The sequence below is a fragment of the Rhodococcus sp. UNC363MFTsu5.1 genome (assembly GCF_000686785.1).
GTDB lineage: Bacteria > Actinomycetota > Actinomycetes > Mycobacteriales > Mycobacteriaceae > Rhodococcus_G > Rhodococcus_G maanshanensis.
Map to the genome: position 1 here is coordinate 12,281 of NZ_JMLO01000037.1, position 19,614 is coordinate 31,894.

Annotated in this window: 21 protein-coding genes; 8 read left to right on the forward strand and 13 right to left on the reverse strand. The window is 70.3% G+C overall.

Translation table 11 applies throughout. The features are described from left to right. The first annotated feature begins 69 nt into the window (after positions 1 to 69). Positions 70 to 753, forward strand: coding sequence for a hypothetical protein (locus BR31_RS0123045; protein ID WP_037177948.1), 684 nt, complete (start codon positions 70 to 72; stop codon positions 751 to 753). Here the strand turns inward: BR31_RS0123045 and lnt are convergent. Further along, positions 750 to 2,237 (reverse strand): apolipoprotein N-acyltransferase, encoded by a 1,488-nt coding sequence (gene lnt / locus BR31_RS29810; protein WP_051637677.1) that lies wholly within the window; start codon positions 2,235 to 2,237, stop codon positions 750 to 752. The two genes, BR31_RS0123045 and lnt, sit on opposite strands and share 4 nt — an antisense overlap. Before the next feature lie 3 nt (positions 2,238 to 2,240). Next, positions 2,241 to 3,275, reverse strand: a complete 1,035-nt coding sequence (locus BR31_RS0123055; RefSeq protein WP_081830645.1) for an alpha/beta hydrolase — start codon at positions 3,273 to 3,275, stop codon at positions 2,241 to 2,243. Between the two features lie 258 nt (positions 3,276 to 3,533). On the opposite strand from BR31_RS0123055, the gene BR31_RS0123060 reads away from it, so the two are divergent. Then, complete coding sequence (locus BR31_RS0123060) at positions 3,534 to 4,007, forward strand: NfeD family protein (protein WP_027503050.1); 474 nt, start codon at positions 3,534 to 3,536, stop codon at positions 4,005 to 4,007. A 2-nt stretch (positions 4,008 to 4,009) separates the two neighbouring features. Continuing rightward, positions 4,010 to 4,765, forward strand: coding sequence for a slipin family protein (locus tag BR31_RS0123065; protein ID WP_442970239.1), 756 nt, complete (start codon positions 4,010 to 4,012; stop codon positions 4,763 to 4,765). On the opposite strand, the gene BR31_RS0123070 is transcribed toward BR31_RS0123065, so the two are convergent. After that, the gene (locus BR31_RS0123070) at positions 4,762 to 5,598 is read right to left on the reverse strand and encodes a thioesterase family protein (protein WP_027503052.1); all 837 of its coding nucleotides are present in this window, start codon (positions 5,596 to 5,598) and stop codon (positions 4,762 to 4,764) included. The genes BR31_RS0123065 and BR31_RS0123070 overlap by 4 nt on opposite strands. A gap of 197 nt (positions 5,599 to 5,795) precedes the next feature. On the opposite strand from BR31_RS0123070, the gene BR31_RS29815 reads away from it, so the two are divergent. Then, positions 5,796 to 7,073 carry a glycoside hydrolase family 1 protein gene (locus BR31_RS29815; protein WP_051637682.1) on the forward strand — a complete coding sequence of 426 codons (1,278 nt, stop codon included), beginning with the start codon at positions 5,796 to 5,798 and terminating at the stop codon, positions 7,071 to 7,073. Between the two features lie 10 nt (positions 7,074 to 7,083). On the opposite strand, the gene BR31_RS0123080 is transcribed toward BR31_RS29815, so the two are convergent. Further along, on the reverse strand, positions 7,084 to 7,569 hold the full coding sequence (locus BR31_RS0123080) for an SRPBCC family protein (protein ID WP_027503053.1): 486 nt from the start codon (positions 7,567 to 7,569) through the stop codon (positions 7,084 to 7,086). Between the two features lie 97 nt (positions 7,570 to 7,666). On the opposite strand from BR31_RS0123080, the gene rhtB reads away from it, so the two are divergent. After that, entirely contained in the window at positions 7,667 to 8,299 is a 633-nt protein-coding gene (gene rhtB, locus BR31_RS0123085) for a homoserine/homoserine lactone efflux protein (RefSeq protein ID WP_027503054.1), read from the forward strand. A 16-nt stretch (positions 8,300 to 8,315) separates the two neighbouring features. Here rhtB and BR31_RS0123090 read toward each other — a convergent pair whose 3' ends face one another. The 4 genes from BR31_RS0123090 to nadA all read right to left on the reverse strand — a co-directional run bounded on the left by BR31_RS0123090 (position 8,316) and on the right by nadA (position 12,295). Continuing rightward, positions 8,316 to 8,729: a VOC family protein gene (locus tag BR31_RS0123090; protein ID WP_027503055.1), complete on the reverse strand. Its 414-nt coding sequence runs from the start codon at positions 8,727 to 8,729 to the stop codon at positions 8,316 to 8,318. Positions 8,730 to 8,797: 68 nt separating this feature from the next. Then, a complete protein-coding gene (nadC, locus tag BR31_RS0123095; protein ID WP_027503056.1) occupies positions 8,798 to 9,661 on the reverse strand; it encodes a carboxylating nicotinate-nucleotide diphosphorylase in 864 nt (287 codons plus the stop codon). A gap of 37 nt (positions 9,662 to 9,698) precedes the next feature. Then, complete coding sequence (locus BR31_RS0123100) at positions 9,699 to 11,264, reverse strand: L-aspartate oxidase (RefSeq protein ID WP_027503057.1); 1,566 nt, start codon at positions 11,262 to 11,264, stop codon at positions 9,699 to 9,701. After that, positions 11,264 to 12,295 (reverse strand): quinolinate synthase NadA, encoded by a 1,032-nt coding sequence (gene nadA / locus BR31_RS0123105; protein ID WP_027503058.1) that lies wholly within the window; start codon positions 12,293 to 12,295, stop codon positions 11,264 to 11,266. The genes BR31_RS0123100 and nadA overlap by 1 nt, the downstream gene beginning before the upstream one ends. 108 nt (positions 12,296 to 12,403) lie before the next feature. On the opposite strand from nadA, the gene BR31_RS0123110 reads away from it, so the two are divergent. Continuing rightward, positions 12,404 to 13,093 carry an NUDIX hydrolase gene (locus BR31_RS0123110; RefSeq protein ID WP_027503059.1) on the forward strand — a complete coding sequence of 230 codons (690 nt, stop codon included), beginning with the start codon at positions 12,404 to 12,406 and terminating at the stop codon, positions 13,091 to 13,093. Here BR31_RS0123110 and BR31_RS29820 read toward each other — a convergent pair. From BR31_RS29820 to bioB, 3 genes are read right to left on the reverse strand one after another with little or no spacing between them, the layout of a single operon-like run. Next, positions 13,090 to 13,668, reverse strand: a complete 579-nt coding sequence (locus tag BR31_RS29820; RefSeq protein WP_081830646.1) for a DUF2567 domain-containing protein — start codon at positions 13,666 to 13,668, stop codon at positions 13,090 to 13,092. The genes BR31_RS0123110 and BR31_RS29820 overlap by 4 nt on opposite strands. 2 nt (positions 13,669 to 13,670) lie before the next feature. Continuing rightward, complete coding sequence (gene bsaP, locus BR31_RS0123120) at positions 13,671 to 13,925, reverse strand: biotin synthase auxiliary protein BsaP (protein WP_051637678.1); 255 nt, start codon at positions 13,923 to 13,925, stop codon at positions 13,671 to 13,673. A gap of 9 nt (positions 13,926 to 13,934) precedes the next feature. Beyond that, on the reverse strand, positions 13,935 to 14,948 hold the full coding sequence (bioB, locus tag BR31_RS0123125) for a biotin synthase BioB (protein ID WP_027503061.1): 1,014 nt from the start codon (positions 14,946 to 14,948) through the stop codon (positions 13,935 to 13,937). A gap of 174 nt (positions 14,949 to 15,122) precedes the next feature. Between bioB and BR31_RS0123135 the strand changes: the two genes are divergently transcribed. Further along, positions 15,123 to 15,710, forward strand: coding sequence for a TetR/AcrR family transcriptional regulator C-terminal domain-containing protein (locus tag BR31_RS0123135; protein ID WP_027503062.1), 588 nt, complete (start codon positions 15,123 to 15,125; stop codon positions 15,708 to 15,710). 9 nt (positions 15,711 to 15,719) lie between these two features. Here the strand turns inward: BR31_RS0123135 and BR31_RS0123140 are convergent, their stop codons facing one another. Beyond that, positions 15,720 to 17,291: a class I adenylate-forming enzyme family protein gene (locus BR31_RS0123140; RefSeq protein ID WP_027503063.1), complete on the reverse strand. Its 1,572-nt coding sequence runs from the start codon at positions 17,289 to 17,291 to the stop codon at positions 15,720 to 15,722. Positions 17,292 to 17,484: 193 nt separating this feature from the next. Between BR31_RS0123140 and BR31_RS0123145 the strand changes: the two genes are divergently transcribed. Then, a complete protein-coding gene (locus BR31_RS0123145) occupies positions 17,485 to 18,618 on the forward strand; it encodes a lipase family protein (RefSeq protein ID WP_027503064.1) in 1,134 nt (377 codons plus the stop codon). Between the two features lie 19 nt (positions 18,619 to 18,637). Here the strand turns inward: BR31_RS0123145 and BR31_RS0123150 are convergent, their stop codons facing one another. Next, the gene (locus tag BR31_RS0123150; protein ID WP_027503065.1) at positions 18,638 to 19,594 is read right to left on the reverse strand and encodes an alpha/beta hydrolase; all 957 of its coding nucleotides are present in this window, start codon (positions 19,592 to 19,594) and stop codon (positions 18,638 to 18,640) included. Positions 19,595 to 19,614 lie beyond the last annotated feature (20 nt).

A 19,614-nucleotide genomic window follows, 5' to 3' on the forward strand; every position in this document is an offset into this window, starting at 1 on the left:
TCGTCGCCGGCCGTGCGCAAACCCCCCCGTGCGCGTACGCTGACAAGGCGGTTCGCCGAGAGGATCGACATGACTCACGACGCGCGATCGATCGCAGAACAGAACACGGCTTTGCCCCCGGACGACGGCCGGGAACGGTTCGCGGGCTACGGGGTGATGGGGGCGCCGTTCGCCAGCGGCCACTGCCTTGCGTTACGACACTTCCCGGCCAGCTCCGTGGGCGCGGGCTACGACTCGGTGTGGCATCGAGACCCCGCGGGCGAGTGGACGATCTACAGCAGCGTTTCGCCCGAGGTCAGCTGCGCCCGATACTTCGGCTCCGCGACCGAGGACGCACGGAGCGCTGACATCACGGTGACGTGGACCGGTCCGGCCGCCTTCACGGTCACGGTGGACGACAAGCTCGTGTGGGATCTCGTACTGGGGAAATCGGCGGCGACGGCGGCGATGACGGGCCTCGGCCGGTTCCTGCCCGCGGCCCTGTGGCGAAGCGACTCCGTCCTCTCCCTGATGGGGCGCGTGGCCGGACCCGCACTCGGGGTCGGGCACGTGCGGCTGACCGGCACCGCCTCGAACGGCCAGCGGTTCCGGGCGAACCCCCGGATGCTGTGGACCCTCGACCAGAGCCGGGCAACCATCGACGGGGTCGACCTCGGACCACCCGGGCCGCTGCCCGAGCAGGCACACCTCGGCGACTTCTGGATCCCGCAGCGGGGGATGTTCGTGGTCGGCGAGGCGTACTTCGAGAGCTAATCCGACGGTCTCCGTCGAGCGAGCGCACCGAGTGCCAGCAACGCGACGATGAGCGCACACGATGCGGGCACCCAGTTCCCGAGGCGGTCGAAGGCCGTGTCCTCCCCCGCCATCGGCACGTCCACGATCATTGCGCCGCTCTCGGCGGCCGGCATCCACGCGAGCCGGTTCCCCCGTGCGTCGAAGGCCGCGGAGACGCCGGTGAGTGCGGCGGCGGCCACCGGCCGTCCGGTCTCGGCCGCCCGCAGCGCGCCGAAGCTGGCTAGCTGTGCCGGCGCCCAGCTGCCCTGGAAGGTCGCCGTCGACGACTGGTAGACCAGCAGCGCGGCGCCGTTTCTCGCCTGGGCGCGGGCCAGGTCGGGGAAGGTCTGCTCGAAGGAGATCAGCGGCCCGATCGCCAGGCCGTCGACATCCATCACCACCAACCGGTCGCCCGCCTGACGGTTCTGTCCCGCCGCGGCGGTGACCCGGCTGAGCCAACCGAGCTGACCGCGGAACGGTACGTACTCGCCGAACGGCACCAGCCGGGTCTTCCGGTACTCGGCCTCGACCCCCTCAGCGCTGATCAGGGTCGAGGTCTTCGCGATGGCTCCGCTGCCTGCGACCCGCGCGTCGACGTTCACCAGCAACTCGGCGCCGACGGCGCCCGACAGCGCGGTCAGCCGGGCGAGCACGTCGGGCCGGGCGGCGAGGTCCTCGCCGACGCTGCTCTCGCCCCACACGACAAGATGCACCGGGCGGCCGAGCCCGCGGGTCAGCTCCTTCTGGCGGCTCAGCAGGTCGTCGGGCACGATTCCCGGTTGCACGAGCGCCACCGGCACGGTCGGCGAGTCCGGCAGGTCGGATCGGGCCGCGGACCACAGCGGACCGGCCACGACCGCGACCAGGGCCGTCGCCGCTCCGACGCATCGAGCCGATGTCGGCGGTGTGGACCAGGCCCAGGTCCGGCCGCCGACGATCAGGATCGCGAACCCGACGTTGGCCGCGACCACGGCGAAACCCACCAGCCAGACCCCGCCGACCGAGGCGAGTGCCAACACGTCGGGGCGGCGCCACTGCGTCGACCCGAACAGCGACCACGGCCCACCGAGCCAGTGCCAGGACCGCACGGTCTCGATCAGCACCCAGCCGGCGGGCACCCCGATCACGGCCGCCACCGCCCGCGTCGGGGTCAGGGCGCCACGCAGCAGTGCCCGCACCAGGATCCCCCAGCCGGACCACAGCAGCGCGACAAGACCGATCGCGAACGGAAAGAAGTAGACCAGGTTCGGCGCCAGCCAGTATTGCGTCCCGGACAGGAACCCGACACCCGCGAGCCATCCGCGCAGCGCCGCCTCGTTTGGCGTGTCCGCCGCGCGCAGCAGGAGCAGGACCGGCACCAGCGCCACCCAGGCCAGGAGGTCGAGGCCCGGCGCGGGGAAGGCGACCAGCGGCAGTGCCCCGGCGATCAGGACGGCGCCGCGGGCCGGCCAGCGCGAGCGCACCGCTCAGACGGCGGTGAGTGCAGGCGCCTCGGCGGCGGGTGTGCAGGTCCGGATGAACTCGCCCACCCTGGCTATCGCCCGCTCCGCCTCCGGGATGAGGCCTGCGGCCGCGTGGAAGACGTGGACCTGCCGATCCCAGACCTCCAGGGTCACCGAGACCCCAGCCGCGCCCAGGCGCTGGGCCATCAGTTCCGCATCCGGGTAGAGGATCTCGGTCGAGCCGACGTGGATCAGCACCGGCGGCAACCCCGCCAGCACCCCGTTGACCGGGGAGGTTCGCGAGTTCGCGCCCGCCCTCGCGGCCGCCACGTCCGCCAATGCGAGCAGGACCGACCGCGGGATCAACGGGCAGCCGTCGGCTCCCGGGTGCGCCAGCTTGGTCGCGGGGTCGATGTCGGTGAGCGGCGAGAGCGCGACGAGCCCGGCCGGGGTGGGCAGGCCCAGCTCGGCGATCGCGATCGCCGTCGCGAAGGTCAGGTAGCCACCGGCCGAGTCGCCCGCGATGACGATCCGCTTGCCCTCGAACCCCTGCTCCAGCAACCACCGGTACCCGGCCACACCGTCCGCGATGGCCGCATCGATCGGATGCTTGGGCAGCATCCGGTAGTCGACGGCGAGCACAGGCGCCCCCGCCGCGCCGGAGATCCGTGAGACCAGGTTCCTGTGGGTGTTCAGCCCGCAGGTGAGGAAGCCGCCCCCGTGCAGGTACAGCACCACCGCGTCCCGCATCGCGTCGCGGGCCTGGAGCCATTCGGCGTCACAGTGCTCGAGGCGGATCCGGCGTCGGCCCACTCCGCGGCCCGGCGGGACCATCCTGGCCGCGAAGTCCAGCGCGCCCGCGGGCCACATGGCACTCGGCCAGCGGGCCCACACCTCGAGAGCGGGCTTGACGGTGAACCGGACCGATTCGGCCAGGATCCTGGATCGGAGGCTTGCGCCGGCGATGAACCGCGGCTCCGCTGCGACTGCGATCCGCGGGGATCGCGTCGTTCGTGCCCGGCGGATGGACCGCCCCGACGGCGATGTGTTCGCAGTCATCTGAGCTCCCGGCCTTGCGTCCAACAACCACTGCCGAAAGTTCAAAGGCAGTTGAATCATGGTACGTGATCCAGAACACATTTACGAGGACGTAACAATCCCGACCGCAGGTCAGCAGGTCACCGCGCGGTCGTCCGGCGGGGCGCGCACTAGGTGGCCGCGGCGCGTACGCCGGATTACCTTGGAGTCGAGGGTTCGGCCGCGAAGTGGCTATGCGAGCGGCCGAGCCCCCACCGAGCGTTGATCGTGGGAGTCGAGATGACCGCGTTGGGCCTGCTGGCACTGGTGGTGGGCATCCTGCTGATCGTGGTCGAGGCCCACACCCCGACCGCGGGGATCCTCGGGGCCGGAGGTGCGCTGCTGTCCGCCGCGGGCGTGTGGATGCTGTTCGCCGCCGACGGCGCCGGATCGGTGATCGCGGTCCCCGTGACGGTTGGCGTCGCGGTGGTCGGGCTCGGCGTGATGGCACTGGCCGGGCGAAAGGCACTGGTCGCGAGGCAGCTGCCCGTGCACAGTGGGCCCGAGTCCCTCATCGGGACGAACGCCGTCGTCCGGAACTGGACCGGATCGCACGGCCAGGTGGAGACGGCAGGCGGGCTCTGGCGCGCCAAGATGGAGTTCGGGTACGAGCAGGATCCGGAGCCGGCCGAGGGCGAGTCCGTCGTCGTCGAACGGATCCGCGGGCTCACCCTGTCCGTGCGCCGGCGCGAACCGTGGGAGTGGTCGCCGTGACCATCGTCTTCGCACTTCTCGTCATCGTCACCCTGCTGCTGTTCGTGCTGCCCGGCACCTCGGTCCGGATCCTGCGCGAGTACGAACGCGGTGTGGTCTTCCGGCTGGGCCGCGTCCTCGACTCCAAGGGGCCCGGACTGGTCCTGCTGGTGCCTGCGGTCGACCGAATGGTGCGCGTCAGCCTGCGCACGGTGACGCTCAAGATCCCCGTCCAGGAGGTGATCACCCGCGACAACGTGCCCGCGAAGGTCACCGCCGTCGCGTATTTCCGGGTGATCGACGCCGACAGGGCGATCGTCGAGGTGGAAGACTTCCTGCTCGCGACGCTGCAGATCGCGCAGACCACGCTGCGTTCGATCCTGGGCAAGGCCGAGCTCGACTCCCTGCTCGCCGAGCGGGAACGGCTGAACGAGGACCTGCAGAAGGTGATCGATCAGCAGACCGAACCGTGGGGCGTGAAGGTCACCACCGTCGAGATCAAGGACGTCGAGATCCCGGAGAACATGCAGCGGGCCATCGCGCGCCAGGCCGAGGCCGAGCGCGAACGGCGGGCCAAGATCATCAACGCGGAAGGCGAGTTCCAGGCCGCGGAGAAGCTCGCACTCGCGGCCGACATCATCAGCCGCAATCCGACGACCCTGCAGCTGCGCTACCTGCAGACGCTGCGGGAGATCGGCGGCGAGCACAACTCGACGATGATCTTCCCGCTGCCACTCGACCTGGTCCGGCCGTTCCTCGGCGAGGACAGGAAGAGCTAGTTCGTCGCGGGTATCTCGAACTCGCCCTGGCCTGCGAAGTCCACCTGCCGCCGCGCGTTGGATAGCGCGCTGACCACGCAGGTACCGATCGGGCCGCCCCGGTCGAACATCGTCGCGGTGCCCACGGCCAGACCGTCTGAGCTGATGTGGTCGTCCGCCTCGATCCCGACGTCGGGCCCCTCGGGCAGCCTTGCCAGCACGAGGGTCAGGTCGACGTTGATGAAGCCGACACCCTCGCTGCCCCAGTTGGTCATCAGGCTGGTCGGCTCGCCCGCCATCGCGGCCCGCTCGAACTGCGACGGCTCCTCCCCTGCCACCACCGGAAGATGCCTGGCCCACATGCGTTTACGGCTGACGCCCTGATGCTCGAACATCGAGGTGGACCAGCCCTCGGGGTGCGAATCGCTGCCGAAGTACGGCGGCGTGAGCGCCTCGGTTGGCGAGGCGATCGAGGCCGGCGGCGGTGACGGGCGGCGATCACGGGTCCAGACCTCGCCGGGCGGCTGCTCCGATGGGCGCAGGAAGACCGCGGACGCGCGCGCGACGGGCTCCCCGTCCTGGAGCAGCTCCGCGTCGGCGACCCGGATCCGCTTGCCGTCGCGCACCGCCCTGGTTGCGGAGGTCAGCGGTCGGGTCCGCGCCGGACGGAAGAGGTCGACCGTCAGCCGGGTCGGCACGAATCCGTCTCCGCCGTGCCCGCTTTCGAGCGCGCGGGCGAGGAGTCCGCACAGCGCCACCCCGCTCACCATGTCCGGCGACCACCGGCTGACCGCGAAGGGCAACGCCACGTATCCGTCCGGCGTCGTGTCGAAGAAGGCGAGCGGATTTTTCACGAGCGGCACCTCTCGGGTCGGCGGGTCCGGCCCCCATCATGGGTGGCCGCAGACCCGGAACGTGCAGAATCGTTGACCCGTCGAACGTAATTCATCGGCGAAACGGCCGCAGGAGCGGACCCCGCTGCCCTACCCTCCGACGCGTGACCCGAATCGCCCGGATCCTCGCGCTCGTCCTCGCGTTGGCTGGAGGTCCGATGGCCGCCGGATCACCCGCCCAGGCCGTCCCGTCGGGGCTCGGTGCGGATTTCGAGTGGGGCGTGGCCACCTCCGGCTTCCAGTCCGAGGGCACGCCGCCGGACAGCAACTGGTCCCGCTACGTGTCGTCGGGCAAGACCCACGACCCGTACGGTTCCGGGCCCGACTTCCGGCACCGCTACCGGGAGGACATCGCCCGCGCGGCGGCCCTAGGCGTCGACGTGTTCCGCTTCTCCGTCGAATGGGCCAGGGTGCAGCCGACCCCGGACGGCTGGGACGAGGCCGAGTTCGCCTACTACGACGACGTGATCGAGGAGATCCGCGGGCACGGCATGACGCCCATGATCACGCTCGACCACTGGGTCTACCCGGGCTGGATCGCCGACCGCGGCGGCTGGGCCGACCCGGACACCCTGGCCCGCTGGCTGACCAACGCCGAGCGGGTGGTCGCACGCTACGCAGGAGCAGGGGCCGACTGGATCACCTTCAACGAGCCAACGGTGTTCGTGCAGAAGGAGCTGACCTTCGGTGGCATCTCGCTGCCTGCGGCCCCGCAGATGCTGGACCGGATGGTGGCCGCGCACCGCAGCATCTACGACACCATCCACCGACTCGACCCCGACGCCCGCGTCTCGAGCAACGTCTCCTACATCCCCGCCGCGATGGGGGCGGTGGACTCGGTCTTCGCCGACCGGGTCCGCGACAAGCTCGACTTCCTCGGCCTCGACTACTACTACGGCGTCTCGCTGGACAACCTCACCGCGGCGGCCGCGGTCGCTGACGCCTTCTACGACATCCGGCCGCAGCCGGACGGGATCTATCACGCCGCGATGTACTACGCGCGCAAGTACCCGGAGCTGCCGATATACGTGGTGGAGAACGGGATGCCCACCGACAACGGCGCGCCGAGGCCCGACGGGTACACCCGCTCGGATCACCTGCGCGACCACGTCTACTGGCTCACCCGCGCGCGGGCCGACGGCGCCGACGTGATCGGCTACAACTACTGGTCGATCACCGACAACTACGAGTGGGGCACCTACCGACCGCGGTTCGGCCTCTACACCGTCGACACGCTGACCGACCCGACGCTGACCCGCAGGCCGACCGACGCGGTGTCCACCTACCGCGAGCTGATCGCCGCCGACGGCGTGCCCGCCGACTATCGGCCGGTGATGGCGCCCGCGTTCTGTTCGCTGGTCAGCCCGCCGCAGAGCTGCCTGAGCCCGCCCGACCCCTGGCCCGCGACATCGGGATCGGCGGGGCCAGGCCGCTAGCGGAGGGCCCTCAGGCGTATCGCCGCTGCAGACCCTCGAGCGTCGCCGAGATCCCCTTCGCGTTCTTCTGCGGAAACCCGATGAGCTCGAAGGACTTTGCCAGCTTCGAGTCGGTGTAATCGAAGACCTCGGTGACCTGCGTCTGCGGCACCGGCGCGTCGGCCGAGAAGACCTCGGCGAACTCCCAGCGCCACCGGTGCCCGAACGGGTGCCGCCACTCGATCACCTTGCCGTCCTCGAACGCGGTGACGGTGCTGGTGATCCGGTACGGGAAGCCGAGCATCCGCATCGACATCGACATCGAGAACTTGGCGCCCCGGTCGAGTCGCGCCGGCCCCGAGACGGCGGCCTGCACGGTCCCCGATCCGTCCAACTCGTGATGTCGTCTCGGGTCGGCGACCAGGCCGAACAGTTCGTTCACGGGGGCATTGACCAGGACCCGGCGGGCCACCTTGCGGGGTCCCAGGTCTACGGGCTCGACTGAGAGTGCGGGCATGGGCACAAGATACGCGTGGTGGCCCCCGTCCTATGCTCCAAGCGCAGGCACGCGCGTCGCGTGTCGCCCGCTCCTCGTAGGTGAAGGTGGAGTTCTCATGGCCTGGCAGATGTGGTTCGCGTTCTTCGGTGCCGCGTGGGTGATCAGCCTGTCCCCCGGCGCGGGCGCGATCGCGTCGATGTCCACCGGCCTCAGCCACGGCCTGCGCCGCGGCTACTGGAACATCCTCGGCCTGCAGATCGGGCTGTTGCTGCAGGTGGTCATCGTCGCGGCAGGGGTCGGCGCACTCCTCGCCAGCTCGGCGCTGGCGTTCACCGTCATCAAGTGGTTCGGCGTCGCCTACCTGGTCTACCTCGGGATCCGGCAATGGCGGGCGGCGCCGACCGAGGTGTCCGCCGAGACCGATTCCCGCCGCCACTCCGCGGCCGCCCTCGTCACCCGCGGGTTCCTGGTCAACGCCAGCAACCCGAAGGCGGTGGTCTTCATGCTGGCCGTCCTGCCACAGTTCCTGGACCCGACGGCGCCGTTGGTCCCGCAATACGCGATCATCGCCGCGACGATGATCGCCGTGGACGTCATGGTGATGACCGGCTACACCGGGCTGGCCGCGCGGGTGCTGCGGATGATGCGCTCACCGAAACAGCAACGCGTCACCGGCCGGGTCTTCTCCGGCCTGTTCTTCACCGCGGCGGCGTTCCTGTCGCTCGTGCACCGCGGCGCGACGGCCTAGCCGCGGCGCCAAGACGTCAGGCCTGCGGCGCGCCGATGTTGACCATCCAGCCGATGCCGAACTTGTCGGTACACATGCCGAATTCGTCGCCCCACATCTGCTTCTCCAGCGGGACGGACACGGTGCCACCGTCGCACAGCTTCGCCCAATAGCCACGCAGCTCGTCGCCGTCGTCGCCGCTCAGGCTGACCGCGATGTTCTCGCCGGGCTTGTGTTCCATCCCGGGCGGCGTATCGGCTCCCATCAGCGTGTATCCGCTGGGGGTCTCCAACATGCCGTGCATGATCAGGTCGGCCCCAGGGGCGTCCGGTGCGCCGAACTCACCGAAGGTGCTCAGGTTCAAGGTGCCGCCGAACACACCCTGGTAGAACTCCATGGCCTGCCTCGCGTTGTCGGCGAAGCTGATGTACGGGTTGAGACGAGAGCTCATCTGGTTCTCCTTCATCCGTCGCACGTTCGGTCTCTTGCAGACTAGCGCGGCGCGGCGACAAGAAACCGCTACATGTCCAGGCCGAGATCCAGCACGGACACCGAATGCGTCAGCGCGCCGACCGCGAGGTAGTCAACCCCGGTCCTGGCGTAGTCGGCCGCCACGTCGAGGGTGAGCCCGCCCGAGGACTCGAGCTTGGTCTGCGGCGCCACCGCATTGCGCCGCTGGACCGCGGTCTGCGTCTCCCAGAGCGCGAAGTTGTCCAGCAGCACCAGCTCGACGTTCTCCGCGAGCACCTGGTCGAGCTGGGTCAGGCTGTCCACCTCGACCTCGCACTCGATGTCGGGAGCCGCCGCCCGCACCGCGTTGAGCGCGGCGACCACCGAGCCTGCCGCCGCGACGTGGTTGTCCTTGATCAGTGCCGCGTCCCCGAGACCCATCCGGTGATTGACCCCGCCGCCCATCCGGACCGCGTACTTCTGCAACGCGCGCAACCCCGGCAGCGTCTTACGGCTGTCGCGGATCCGGCAGTCCGTGCCGCGCACCTCCTCGACCCAGGCCGCGGTTGCGGTCGCGATCCCGGACAGGTGGCACATCAGGTTGAGCATGGTGCGCTCCGCGGTGAGCAGGTCCCTCGTCGGGGCCAGCACGGTCAGCACCGACTCCCCCGGCCGCACGACGGCACCGTCCTCGACGCGGGCGAGCACCTCGTAGTTGCCTGCCCCGACCACCTCGTCGAGCACCAGCAGACCCACGTCGATCCCCGCAACCGTGCCCGCCGCCCTCGACACCACGGAGGCCTTGGCAACCGCGCCCGCCGGCACCGTCGCGACCGAGGTGATGTCGGGGCCGTAGCGCAGGTCCTCACCCAGTGCCACCCGCACCAGGGTGAGGATCTCGTCGCGGTCAAGGCCGTCCGCCAGCGTGGTCATCGTGCTCCTGTCGAAGTCGTCACAAGATCGTCTGTCTCTAGTTCGGGGCCGTCACGAGTTCGGGCAGCTCGAGTTCGCCGTCGGCCCCGAGCCGGACCTCGATGCCGTGGCGCAGCGACTCCGACGCCTCGGGGAAGTCGCTGCGGGTGTGGCAGCCCCTGCTCTCGGTCCGCGCGCGGGCCGCCAGCACCAGCGCGGCGGCCGTCACGGTGAGCGCCGCATCCTCGAGACCTGTTGCCCCGGCCGGGACGAGCTCCGCAGACTCGGCGAGTTCCCGTGCCGCCGTGGACAATCCGGCCCCGTCCCGGACCACGGAGGCGTGCGCAGTCATCAGCGCCTGCACCCGATCGCGGGCGACATGCGGATGCGGCCGCAGTTCGGCCGAGCCGACCTCCACCGCCGTCCCCGCCCGCTCGGCGGCCGCGATACCTGCCCGCTCCCCGACCACGAGGCCCTCGAGCAGGCTGTTGGAGGCCAACCGATTGGCGCCGTGCAGGCCGGTGCGCGCGACCTCGCCCGCGGCGTAGAGCCCCGGCACCTCGGTGCGCCCGTGCACGTCGGTCACCACGCCGCCGCACGCGTAGTGCGCCGCAGGGGCCACCGGAATGAGCTGATGCGCGGGGTCGATCCCCGCGGCCAGGCAGGACGCGGTCACCGTCGGGAACCGCTCGGCGAACCCGGCGAGCCCGCGCGCGTCGAGGTACACGTGGTCGGTGCCGAGCCGGCGGATCCGGTCCGCGATGGCACGCGAGACCACGTCGCGGGGGGCCAGGTCACCCATCGGGTGCACCCCGGCCGTCACCGAGTCACCGTTGCCGTCCAGCAGGATCGCACCCTCGCCCCGAACGGCCTCGCTGATCAGCGGCCGGCGGCCGACGCCGCCGGGCGTGAACAGCACGGTCGGATGGAACTGCACGAACTCGACATCCGCGACGGCCGCACCGGCATCCAACGCCAGCGCGATGCCGTCGGCGGTCGCGCCCGGCGGGTTGGTGCTGCACGAGTACAGCTGCCCGAGCCCACCGGTGGCCAACAGCACCGCTGGCGCATGGATGACGCCGATACCCTTGTCGGACAGCACGATCAGGCCGGTGACGCCGCGCGAGTCGGTGACGACGCGAGCCGCGGCCGCCCCGAACAGCACCGGCATCCCGGCCGCGTTCAGGGCCCGCTGCACCTCGGCGCCCGTCGCGTCGCCGCCGGCATGGATGATCCGGCGGACGCTGTGCCCGCCCTCGCGGGTACGGGAGACGTCGCCGTCGCGGCCGCGGTCGAACACCGCGCCGAGATCGGCGAGCGCGGCGACCGCGTCGGCACCGCCTGCCACGATTGAGCGCACCGCGTCCTCGTCACAGAGCCCCGCGCCCGCGGCACAGGTGTCCGCGACGTGGGAGTCGACAGAGTCCGTCCGCAGGTCGCCGACAACCGCGATGCCGCCCTGCGCGTACTGCGTCGCGGTGTCGGTCGGCCCGCCCTTGCTCACGGTGAGCACCTTCAGACCGCGCAGCGAGGCGGCGCGGGCCGCGGTCAGGCCCGCGACCCCGCCGCCGACGACCACGAGGTCGGCGTTCGCCTCCCAGCTCGCCCGGCCGGCAGGCGTCATTACTCGCCGCCGCCCGGGTTGCCGATCTCGATCATCCGCTGCACGGACTTGCGGGCCCGCTCGGCGGTGGCCGGGTCGACGTCCACCTCGTCCTTGCCCTCGATGAGGCAGCGCAGCAGCGCGGCCGGGGTGATCATCTTCATGTACGGGCAGGAGGCACGGTCGTTGACGGCCTGGAAGTCGATCTCCGGCGCGGCCTTGCGCAGCTGGTGCAGCATGCCGACCTCGGTCGCGACCAGCACCTGCTTCGCGTGGCTCGCGCGGGCCGCGTCCAGCATGCCGCCGGTGGACAGGATCTTGACCTTGTCCTCGGGCACGAACCCCTCGCCCGCGAGGTACAGAGCGGAGGTGGCGCAGCCGCACTCCGGGTGCACGTACAGCTCGGCGTCGGGGTGCGACTTGGCCTGCGCGGTGAGCTCGTCGCCGTTGATGCCTGCGTGCACGTGGCACTCGCCCGCCCAGATGTGCATGTTCGTCCGGCCGGTCACCCGCTTGACGTGCGCGCCGAGGAACTGGTCCGGCAGGAACAGCACCTCGCGGTCGGGGTCGATCGAGTTGACCACGTCGACCGCGTTGGACGAGGTGCAGCAGATGTCGGTCAGGCCCTTCACCTCGGCCGTGGTGTTCACGTACGACACCACCACCGCGTCCGGGTAGTCGGCCTTCCACGCCCGCAGGTCGTCCGCGGTGATCGAGTCGGCGAGCGAGCAGCCGGCGCGCTCGTCGGGGATGAGCACGGTCTTGCTCGGGCTGAGGATCTTCGCGGTCTCGGCCATGAAGTGCACACCGCAGAACACGATGGTGTCCTCCTGCGCCTCGGCGGCGATCCGGGACAGTGCCAGCGAGTCGCCGACGTGGTCGGCCACGTCCTGGATGGCGGGCAGCTGGTAGTTGTGCGCCAGCAGCGTCGCGCCGCGTTCCTTGGCGAGGCGCCGCACCTCGGCCGCCCACTCCGGAGTGGCCTCCACACCTGTGTAACCGCCGGGTGCGTCCGTGATCGAACCCGCACCTGCCCACAACGTCGATGTCATGGCCTTGCTCCTTCACCGTGGATCCGGTCGGTCTGCGCCGGATCTGCCATCCGAATCCCCACACGTGCGGGTTTCGATTCTCGGGGTTTTCGACTTAGGATCGAAAACATGCCTCATCCTAGCACCGTCCACGAAGTGCTCACCGCGGTCTTCCAGGTTCGCGACTTCGACGGCCACCCCGAACTGGCGGTACTGCTGTGGCAGCGGGCCCTCGACCCGCAGAAGGGCACCTGGTCGCTGCCCGGCGGACAGCTCGGCGACGACGAGGACCTGATCACCTCGGCCCGGCGTCAGCTCGCCGAGAAGGTCGACGTGCGCGAGGTGGCGCACCTCGAGCAGCTCTCGGTGTTCAGCGATCCCGCCCGCGTCCCCGGCGACAGGAGGATCGCGTCAACCTTCCTCGGACTGATCCCCCTGCCCTCCGATCCGCACCTGCCGCCGGACACCGCCTGGCACCCGGTCTCCGCCCTGCCCGAGATGTCGTTCGACCACGGCGTCGTGGTCGAGCACGCCCGGGCGCGGTTGGCGGCGAAACTGTCGTACACCAACATCGCCTTCGCCCTGGCGCCCGCCGAGTTCGCGATGTCGACTCTGCGCGAGATCTACTGCGCCGCACTCGGGTATCAGGTGGATGCCACCAACCTGCAGCGGGTGCTCGGCCGACGCGGGGTGCTCACGCCCACCGGCACCACCGCACCGTCGGGCAAGGCGGGCGGACGTCCGCCAGCGCTCTACCGATTCGCCGAGTCGCGACTGCGCGTCACCGACGAGTTCGCGGCCCTGCGACCGCCGAGCTAGGCCTCGAGCCGACTGTGCACCTGCTGGGGCATCGACCCTGGAAGGTCGCCGGCAGGTGCACTCTCGGCGGAAGCGGCGGAGACACCCAGGTCGTCGCGTGGGCTCATCGAGGCGAGCACGAGGTACACGAAGGCCGCCACCAGCGGCTGAAGGATGAGCACCATCGCGGTGCCCAGCCCAGGCGAGACCGGGACGATCTGCCCGGCGACGGCGTCGGGCAGATCGGGGAACCGCAGACCCGCGACCCCGAGGCCGACCACCGCGGTGGTGGCGGCACCGACTGCCGATCCGATCAACAAGCCGACGAGCACGATGGGACCGCGCACCGAACGCCACAGCCAGGCCGCCGACGCACTCAGCACGCCGACGGTCAGGCCGGCGCACAGGAACAACGCGACCGCGTCGAACTGGTGCCCGCTCTCGGAGGTCAGCGACGCCGCGCGACCGCCGGAGACCACCAGGAAGTGTTGTGCGGGTACGAGCAGCCCCCACCCGATCCCGGCGAGCGCACTGGCCGCGACCACGGCCACCACGATTCGCGCGGCGGCACGGATCTCCGACCTGTCGACGGCCACGGTCAGCGCTGGCCCAGGTAGCTGGAGTCGATGACCCCGTGCCGGGAGCACTTGGCCCACCAGCCGTCGGGGCTGACCTGCACGATCATCCGCCTGCCGCAGTCCTCACAGAAGCGCGGCGGCTCCAGGCCGAGCTGAGCCGCGGCCGGGACGGTGTCGTCGAAGCCCGGCACCACCCGCCGACCGGTGAACGGGTTGTAGCGCTCGGCGATCTCGTCGACGGGAGCGGCACTGCTCAGCTCTTGAGGGAACGTCACGTATCCACCCTAGATGGTGTCGTTGAGGGCCTTGATCGGCATCTGCAGCTCGCCGAGCAAGTCAAGATCCTTCTCGGCCGGGCGGCCGAGGGTGGTCAGGTAGTTGCCGACGATGACGGCGTTGATGCCACCGAGGATGCCCTGCTTGGCGCCGAGGTCGCCGAGGGTGATCTCGCGACCGCCAGCGAAGCGCAGGATGGTGCGCGGCAACGCGAGCCGGAACGCGGCCACCGCGCGCAGCGCGTCGGAGGCAGGCAGCACCTCGAGGTCGCCGAACGGCGTGCCCGGGCGCGGGTTGAGGAAGTTCAGCGGCACCTCGTCGGGCTCGAGCTCGGCCAGGTTGGCGGCGAACTCGGCGCGCTGCTCCAGGCTCTCGCCCATGCCGAGGATGCCGCCGCAGCAGACCTCCATGCCTGCCTCGCGGACCATCCGCAGGGTGTCCCAGCGCTCCTCCCAGCTGTGCGTGGTGACCACGTTCGGGAAGTGCGACTTGGCGGTCTCGAGGTTGTGGTTGTAGCGGTGCACGCCCATCGCGGCGAGCTGATCGACCTGCTCCTGGTTGAGCATGCCGAGCGAGCAGGCGACCTGGATGTCGACCTCGTTGCGGATGGCCTCGACACCGGCCGCGACCTGCGCCATCAGCTTCTCGTCTGGCCCGCGGACGGCGGCGACGATGCAGAACTCGGTCGCGCCGGACTTCGCGGTCTGCTTGGCGGCCTCGACCAGGCTCGGGATGTCGAGCCAGGCGGCCCGGACCGGGGACTGGAACAGGCCGGACTGCGAGCAGAAGTGGCAGTCCTCGGGGCAGCCGCCGGTCTTGAGGCTGATGATGCCCTCGACCTCGACCTCGGGGCCGCACCACTTCATCCGCACGTCGTGGGCGAGGCTGAGCAGTTCCTCGAGGCTCTCGTCCGGCAGCTGCAGAACGGCGAGCGTCTGCTCCTGGGTCAGTCCCTCACCGCGCTCGAGGACCTGTTCCCTGGCGACGGCGAGAATATCTGTGCGGGCGGGGGCCTGGGTCACTGCAACTCCTCGGGGGCTGGACACGATTGGCGCAACTCGAACGCGCGGCGGGACCGCGACTTGAACACCGCGGCGAGCCGCGACTTGAACACCGTGCAAGTTGAACGGCGTTCAGGTTAGGGTCGTGGTGGAATGGTGTCAAACGCCACACGACCACTCAGGGGATGACGAACAGTGCAGCTGCGACGCGGTGACGTCCTCGACGGGGCGATCGCCATCCTCGACGAGTACGGCCTCGGGGACCTCACGATGCGCAGGCTGGCGACCTCGCTCGGCGTACAGCCGGGGGCACTGTACTGGCACTTCCCCAACAAGCAGACCCTGCTCGCGGCGATCACCGACGAGATGCTGACGGGCGTCTCGGCGCCGATCGAGGCCGCGAACTGGGATGCCCGGCTGCGGACCGTGGCGCACCGCATGCGCGACGCGCTGCTCGCGCACCGTGACGGCGCCGAGCTGGCCGCCGCCTCCTACGCCGCGCGGCTCGCCACGAACGGCGCACACGCGACCCTGGCAAGCACCTGCGAGGCCGCAGGCCTGCCGGGCAATGAGGCCGAACTCGCGGCCGACACGCTGCTGTACTACATCCTCGGCCAGACGATGGACGAGCAGTCCCGCATGCAGATGGACTCGCACGGCGCCCTCACCGAGGACGCGTCCCCGCTGTACGACAGCACCAACGGCACAGCGCGTTTCGACTACGGCCTGAGCCTGTTCGTTGACGGCGTGCGCAGTCGGCTGCGCGCGACTGTCCGGGACTAGCCGCCCCGGTCAGATCCGCGGCGTCAGCGCGACCTTGCGAATCTTGCCCGCGGGCGTCATCGGCAGGCCGTCGACCACCTCGACCCGATCGGGCACCTTGTACTTGGCCAGGGCGCGCCGACAACGCTCGAGCAGCGACTCGGTGTCCACCGCAGCGCCGGGCGCGGGCACCACGAAGGCGTAACCGCTCTCACCGAAGGTCTCATCGGGCACCCCGATCACCGCGCACATCGCCACCGTCGGGTCCGCGGCCAGCACGTTCTCGACCTCGGCCGGGTAGACGTTGTATCCACCCCGCACGTACATCTCCTTCTGGCGGCCCAGCAGAGTGACATGCCCGTCCTCCGATATCGACGCGATATCGCCGGTCGCCAGCCAGCCGTCGGCAAGGAACGTCGCGGCCGACTCCTCCGGCAGCTGCCAGTAGCCCGCCGCCACGCACCCGCCGCGGACCTGCAGCTCACCGGCCTCACCCGCGGCGAGTGGGGTGTTCCGGTCATCGACGACGCGGCCCTCGAAGTCGCCGGTCATGGTCCCGATGCTGCGGCCGACCGTTTCCAGTGAGTCACCCGGCGGCGAGATCACGCAGGCACCAGATGTCTCGGACATGCCGTACAGGTTCGCGATCCGGACGCCGCCGAATCGCGTCGCCACCTGCTCGGCCAGTGCCGGCTCGAGGTTGGAGCCGCCGACCACACACAACCGCACGCTCGACACGTCCACGCCCGCAGCGGAGTCCGCGCCGAGCACCATCTTGTACATGGTCGGGACGCCGACGAACATCGTCACCCCGACACCGGCCATCACATCGACCACCAGGTCCGGATGGAACCTCGTCAACAGCGCGATGGCTCCGCCGGTGACAAGGGTCGAGCCCAGCGTGCATGTGAGCCCGCCGACGTGGTTGAACGGCATGACGCCCAAAATCACGTCCGCGGCCGTCTGCTCGAACCGTGCCACCTGCGCGGCGGCCGAAGCGAGCAGACTGGCGTGAGTGATGGTGGCCCCCTTGGGCGTCCCGGTCGTTCCCGAGGTGTAGAGGATCACCGCCGGATCCGCGGGGTGAACGCCCTCGGCGGCACGAGCGAGTAGTGCGGGATCGGGCTCGGTGGCCGCGAGGTCCGCCCACCGTCGTCCGCCCTGGACCTCGTCCCCACCGAGGAACACCAGGTGCTCGACGGTCGGGATGTCGGGGCGGAGCTGGTCGAGAAATGGCCCGAACTCGAATCCGTTCGACTCCGCGTCGCAGACCAGGGCACGAGCCCCCGACTGCGTGAGCATGTGGGTGAACTCGCGCTCGCGGTAGACGACATTGAGGGTGACGAGCACGGCCCCGATCTTCGCCGCCGCGAGGAGCGCGATGATCCAGTCAGGCGAGTTCGTCGCGGCGATAGCGATGCGGTCGCCGTGGCCGATCCCCAGACGCAGCCAGCCGGTCGCCACACGGTCCGACCGCGCGTCGATCTCGGCGTAACTGATCGCCTCACCACCGAAGTGGACGAAAGTCGCCTCGGGTGCTGACGCGACCCGGGCCGCGAGCAGCGCGAGGATCGTCGACGCATTGCCAATTCCGTTGTCCATAAAGGATTCCGATCAGTAGTCGGGCGAGCGCCGGAACCGCGGCCGGACGACCACCCGCGGCGGGCGGACGTGACCGCAATCACATATCGACGAGCTTGCGTCACTGTAAGCGGACCTAACGAACTAAGCAAGCATGCTTGCTTGTTTTTCTCCCCTCCCCACACGCGGCCCCCATTGCGCCCACAATGGGTGAATGGTCGGCCGGTTCGGCTCGCGCGCGGCTACGGCAGTGGTCGCGATGCTCATCGCTGCGGCGGCAGCCGCGACCGTCCCCGCACACGCCGAACCCGAAGGCGCACCGGGCAGCGTCGTCACGTCCGGGCCGCTCGTCCGTGAGCACTGGATCCCCGATGCGGCGGACGCCCGCCTGGTGACCTACTGGTCCACCGGCCCAGGCGGAAGGCCGGCGCTGAGCACCGGCGCGGTCTTCATCCCGCCTGGCCAGGCCCCGCCCGGCGGCTGGCCGGTGGTGTCATGGGGGCACGGCGCGGTCGGGCTCGCCGACGAGTGCGCGCCGACCGCGACCGGAGTGCTCGGCGGCGGCTATCTGACGCGCTGGCTGACCCAGGGGTACGCCGTGGTCGCCACCGACTACGTGGGCCTGGGTACCCCGGGGATCCATCCGTATCTCGACGGCCGATCGCAGGCGCACAGCGTCGTCGACATGGTCCGCGCGGCGCGCGCGATCGTCCCGTCCCTCTCCAGGAAGTGGGTGGCGCTCGGCCAGTCTCAGGGCGGCCAGGCCGCGATGGTCGCCGCCTCGCTGGCCACCTCGTACGCCCCTGAGCTCGACTTCAGGGGCGCCGTCGGCCTCGGGGTGCCGTCGAACATCGAGAACCTCGCGCCCCTCGGCGGCCCCGGCTTTCCCGAACTCCCGCTGACCGGCACCACCGTGTTCATCTCGTACCTGTTGGCCGGGCTACGGGCCACCCGACCCGATGTCGACCTCGACGGATATCTCAGCCCGCTCGGCCGCGAGGTGCTCGACCGGGCGGAATCGCTCTGCTACCTCGAGGCCGCCGAGGCGTTCGCGGGAATCTCGATCGGCGAGTTGCTCTCCCGGCAGCTGGACGACCCGGTGATCCTCTCGGCCCTGCGCGAGATGCTGGAGATCCCCGTCCGCGGATACGACCGCCCGTTCTTCGTTGGGCAGGGGATGCTCGACGAGGTCGTCCCGGCGCCGCTGACCCTGAAACTGGTCGCGGACCTCGCGGGCAACGGGGAGCGCTTCACCTTCCGGCCCTATCCGGCCGGGCACCTGGGGACGATGCGGTTGTCGCTGCCCGACGCGACGGACTTTGTCCGCGAGGCCTTCCTGGCGCCATGAGCCTCGGACGCCAGGACCCTCAGACCCCGTGTAGCGCCCGGTGCAGCGTCGTTGTCGCGAGCAGCATCGCGGCACGCGCGGCATGCGTGTCGGCCAACGCGTTGAGCATGACGAAGTCGTGGATCATGCCCTGGAACCGCACCGCGGTCACCGCCACGCCCGCGGCGCGCAGCTTGTTGGCGTAGGCCTCGCCCTCGTCGCGCAGGACGTCGGCCTCCCCGTTGACGACCAACGCAGGGGGCAGGCCCGCCACCATCTCCGTGCTGGCGCGCAGCGGCGAGGCCAGCACCTGGGCGCGCTCATCCGGATCGGTCGTGTACTGGTCCCAGAACCAGGCCATCGCGCCCGCGGTGAGGAAGTAGCCGTCCGCGAACTGACGGTACGAGTCCGTGTCCTGGCCCGCGTCGGTCACCGGATAGAAGAGCACCTGCTGGAGGAAGTCGGGACCGCCGCGCTCCTTCGCCATCAGGGTGAGGGCGATGGTCATGTTGCCGCCGACACTGTCGCCCGCCACCGCGAACCGTGTCGCGTCGAGCCCCTCACTTGGGCCGTTCTCGGCGATCCAGCGCGCCGTGCCGTAGATCTCCTCGATGGCGGTCGGGTACTTCGCCTCGGGCGAGAGGCTGTAGCTCGGGAACACCAGGGCCGCATTCGCACCCACCGACAGCTCACGGATCAGCCGGTCGTAGATGTGGGTGTTGCCGAAGACCCATCCCGCGCCGTGGTTGTACTGGATGACGGGCAGCGTCCCGTTCGCGCCCTTGGGCCTAACGATGCGAACCGACACCTCCCCCGACGGTCCGGCCTGGATCACCCGGTCCTCGATGTCGACCTCGGGGGCCAGGACGTCTCCGGCTTGTACCTCGTCGAACTTCGCGCGCCCCTCCGCCACGGGGAGTTCGTAGATGAACGGCGGCACCGCCGTCGCCTCCGCGAACTCCTTGGCGGCGCGCTCGAGAACCGGCTCGTTGGACATCGGAGCTTCCTTCCCTCGTC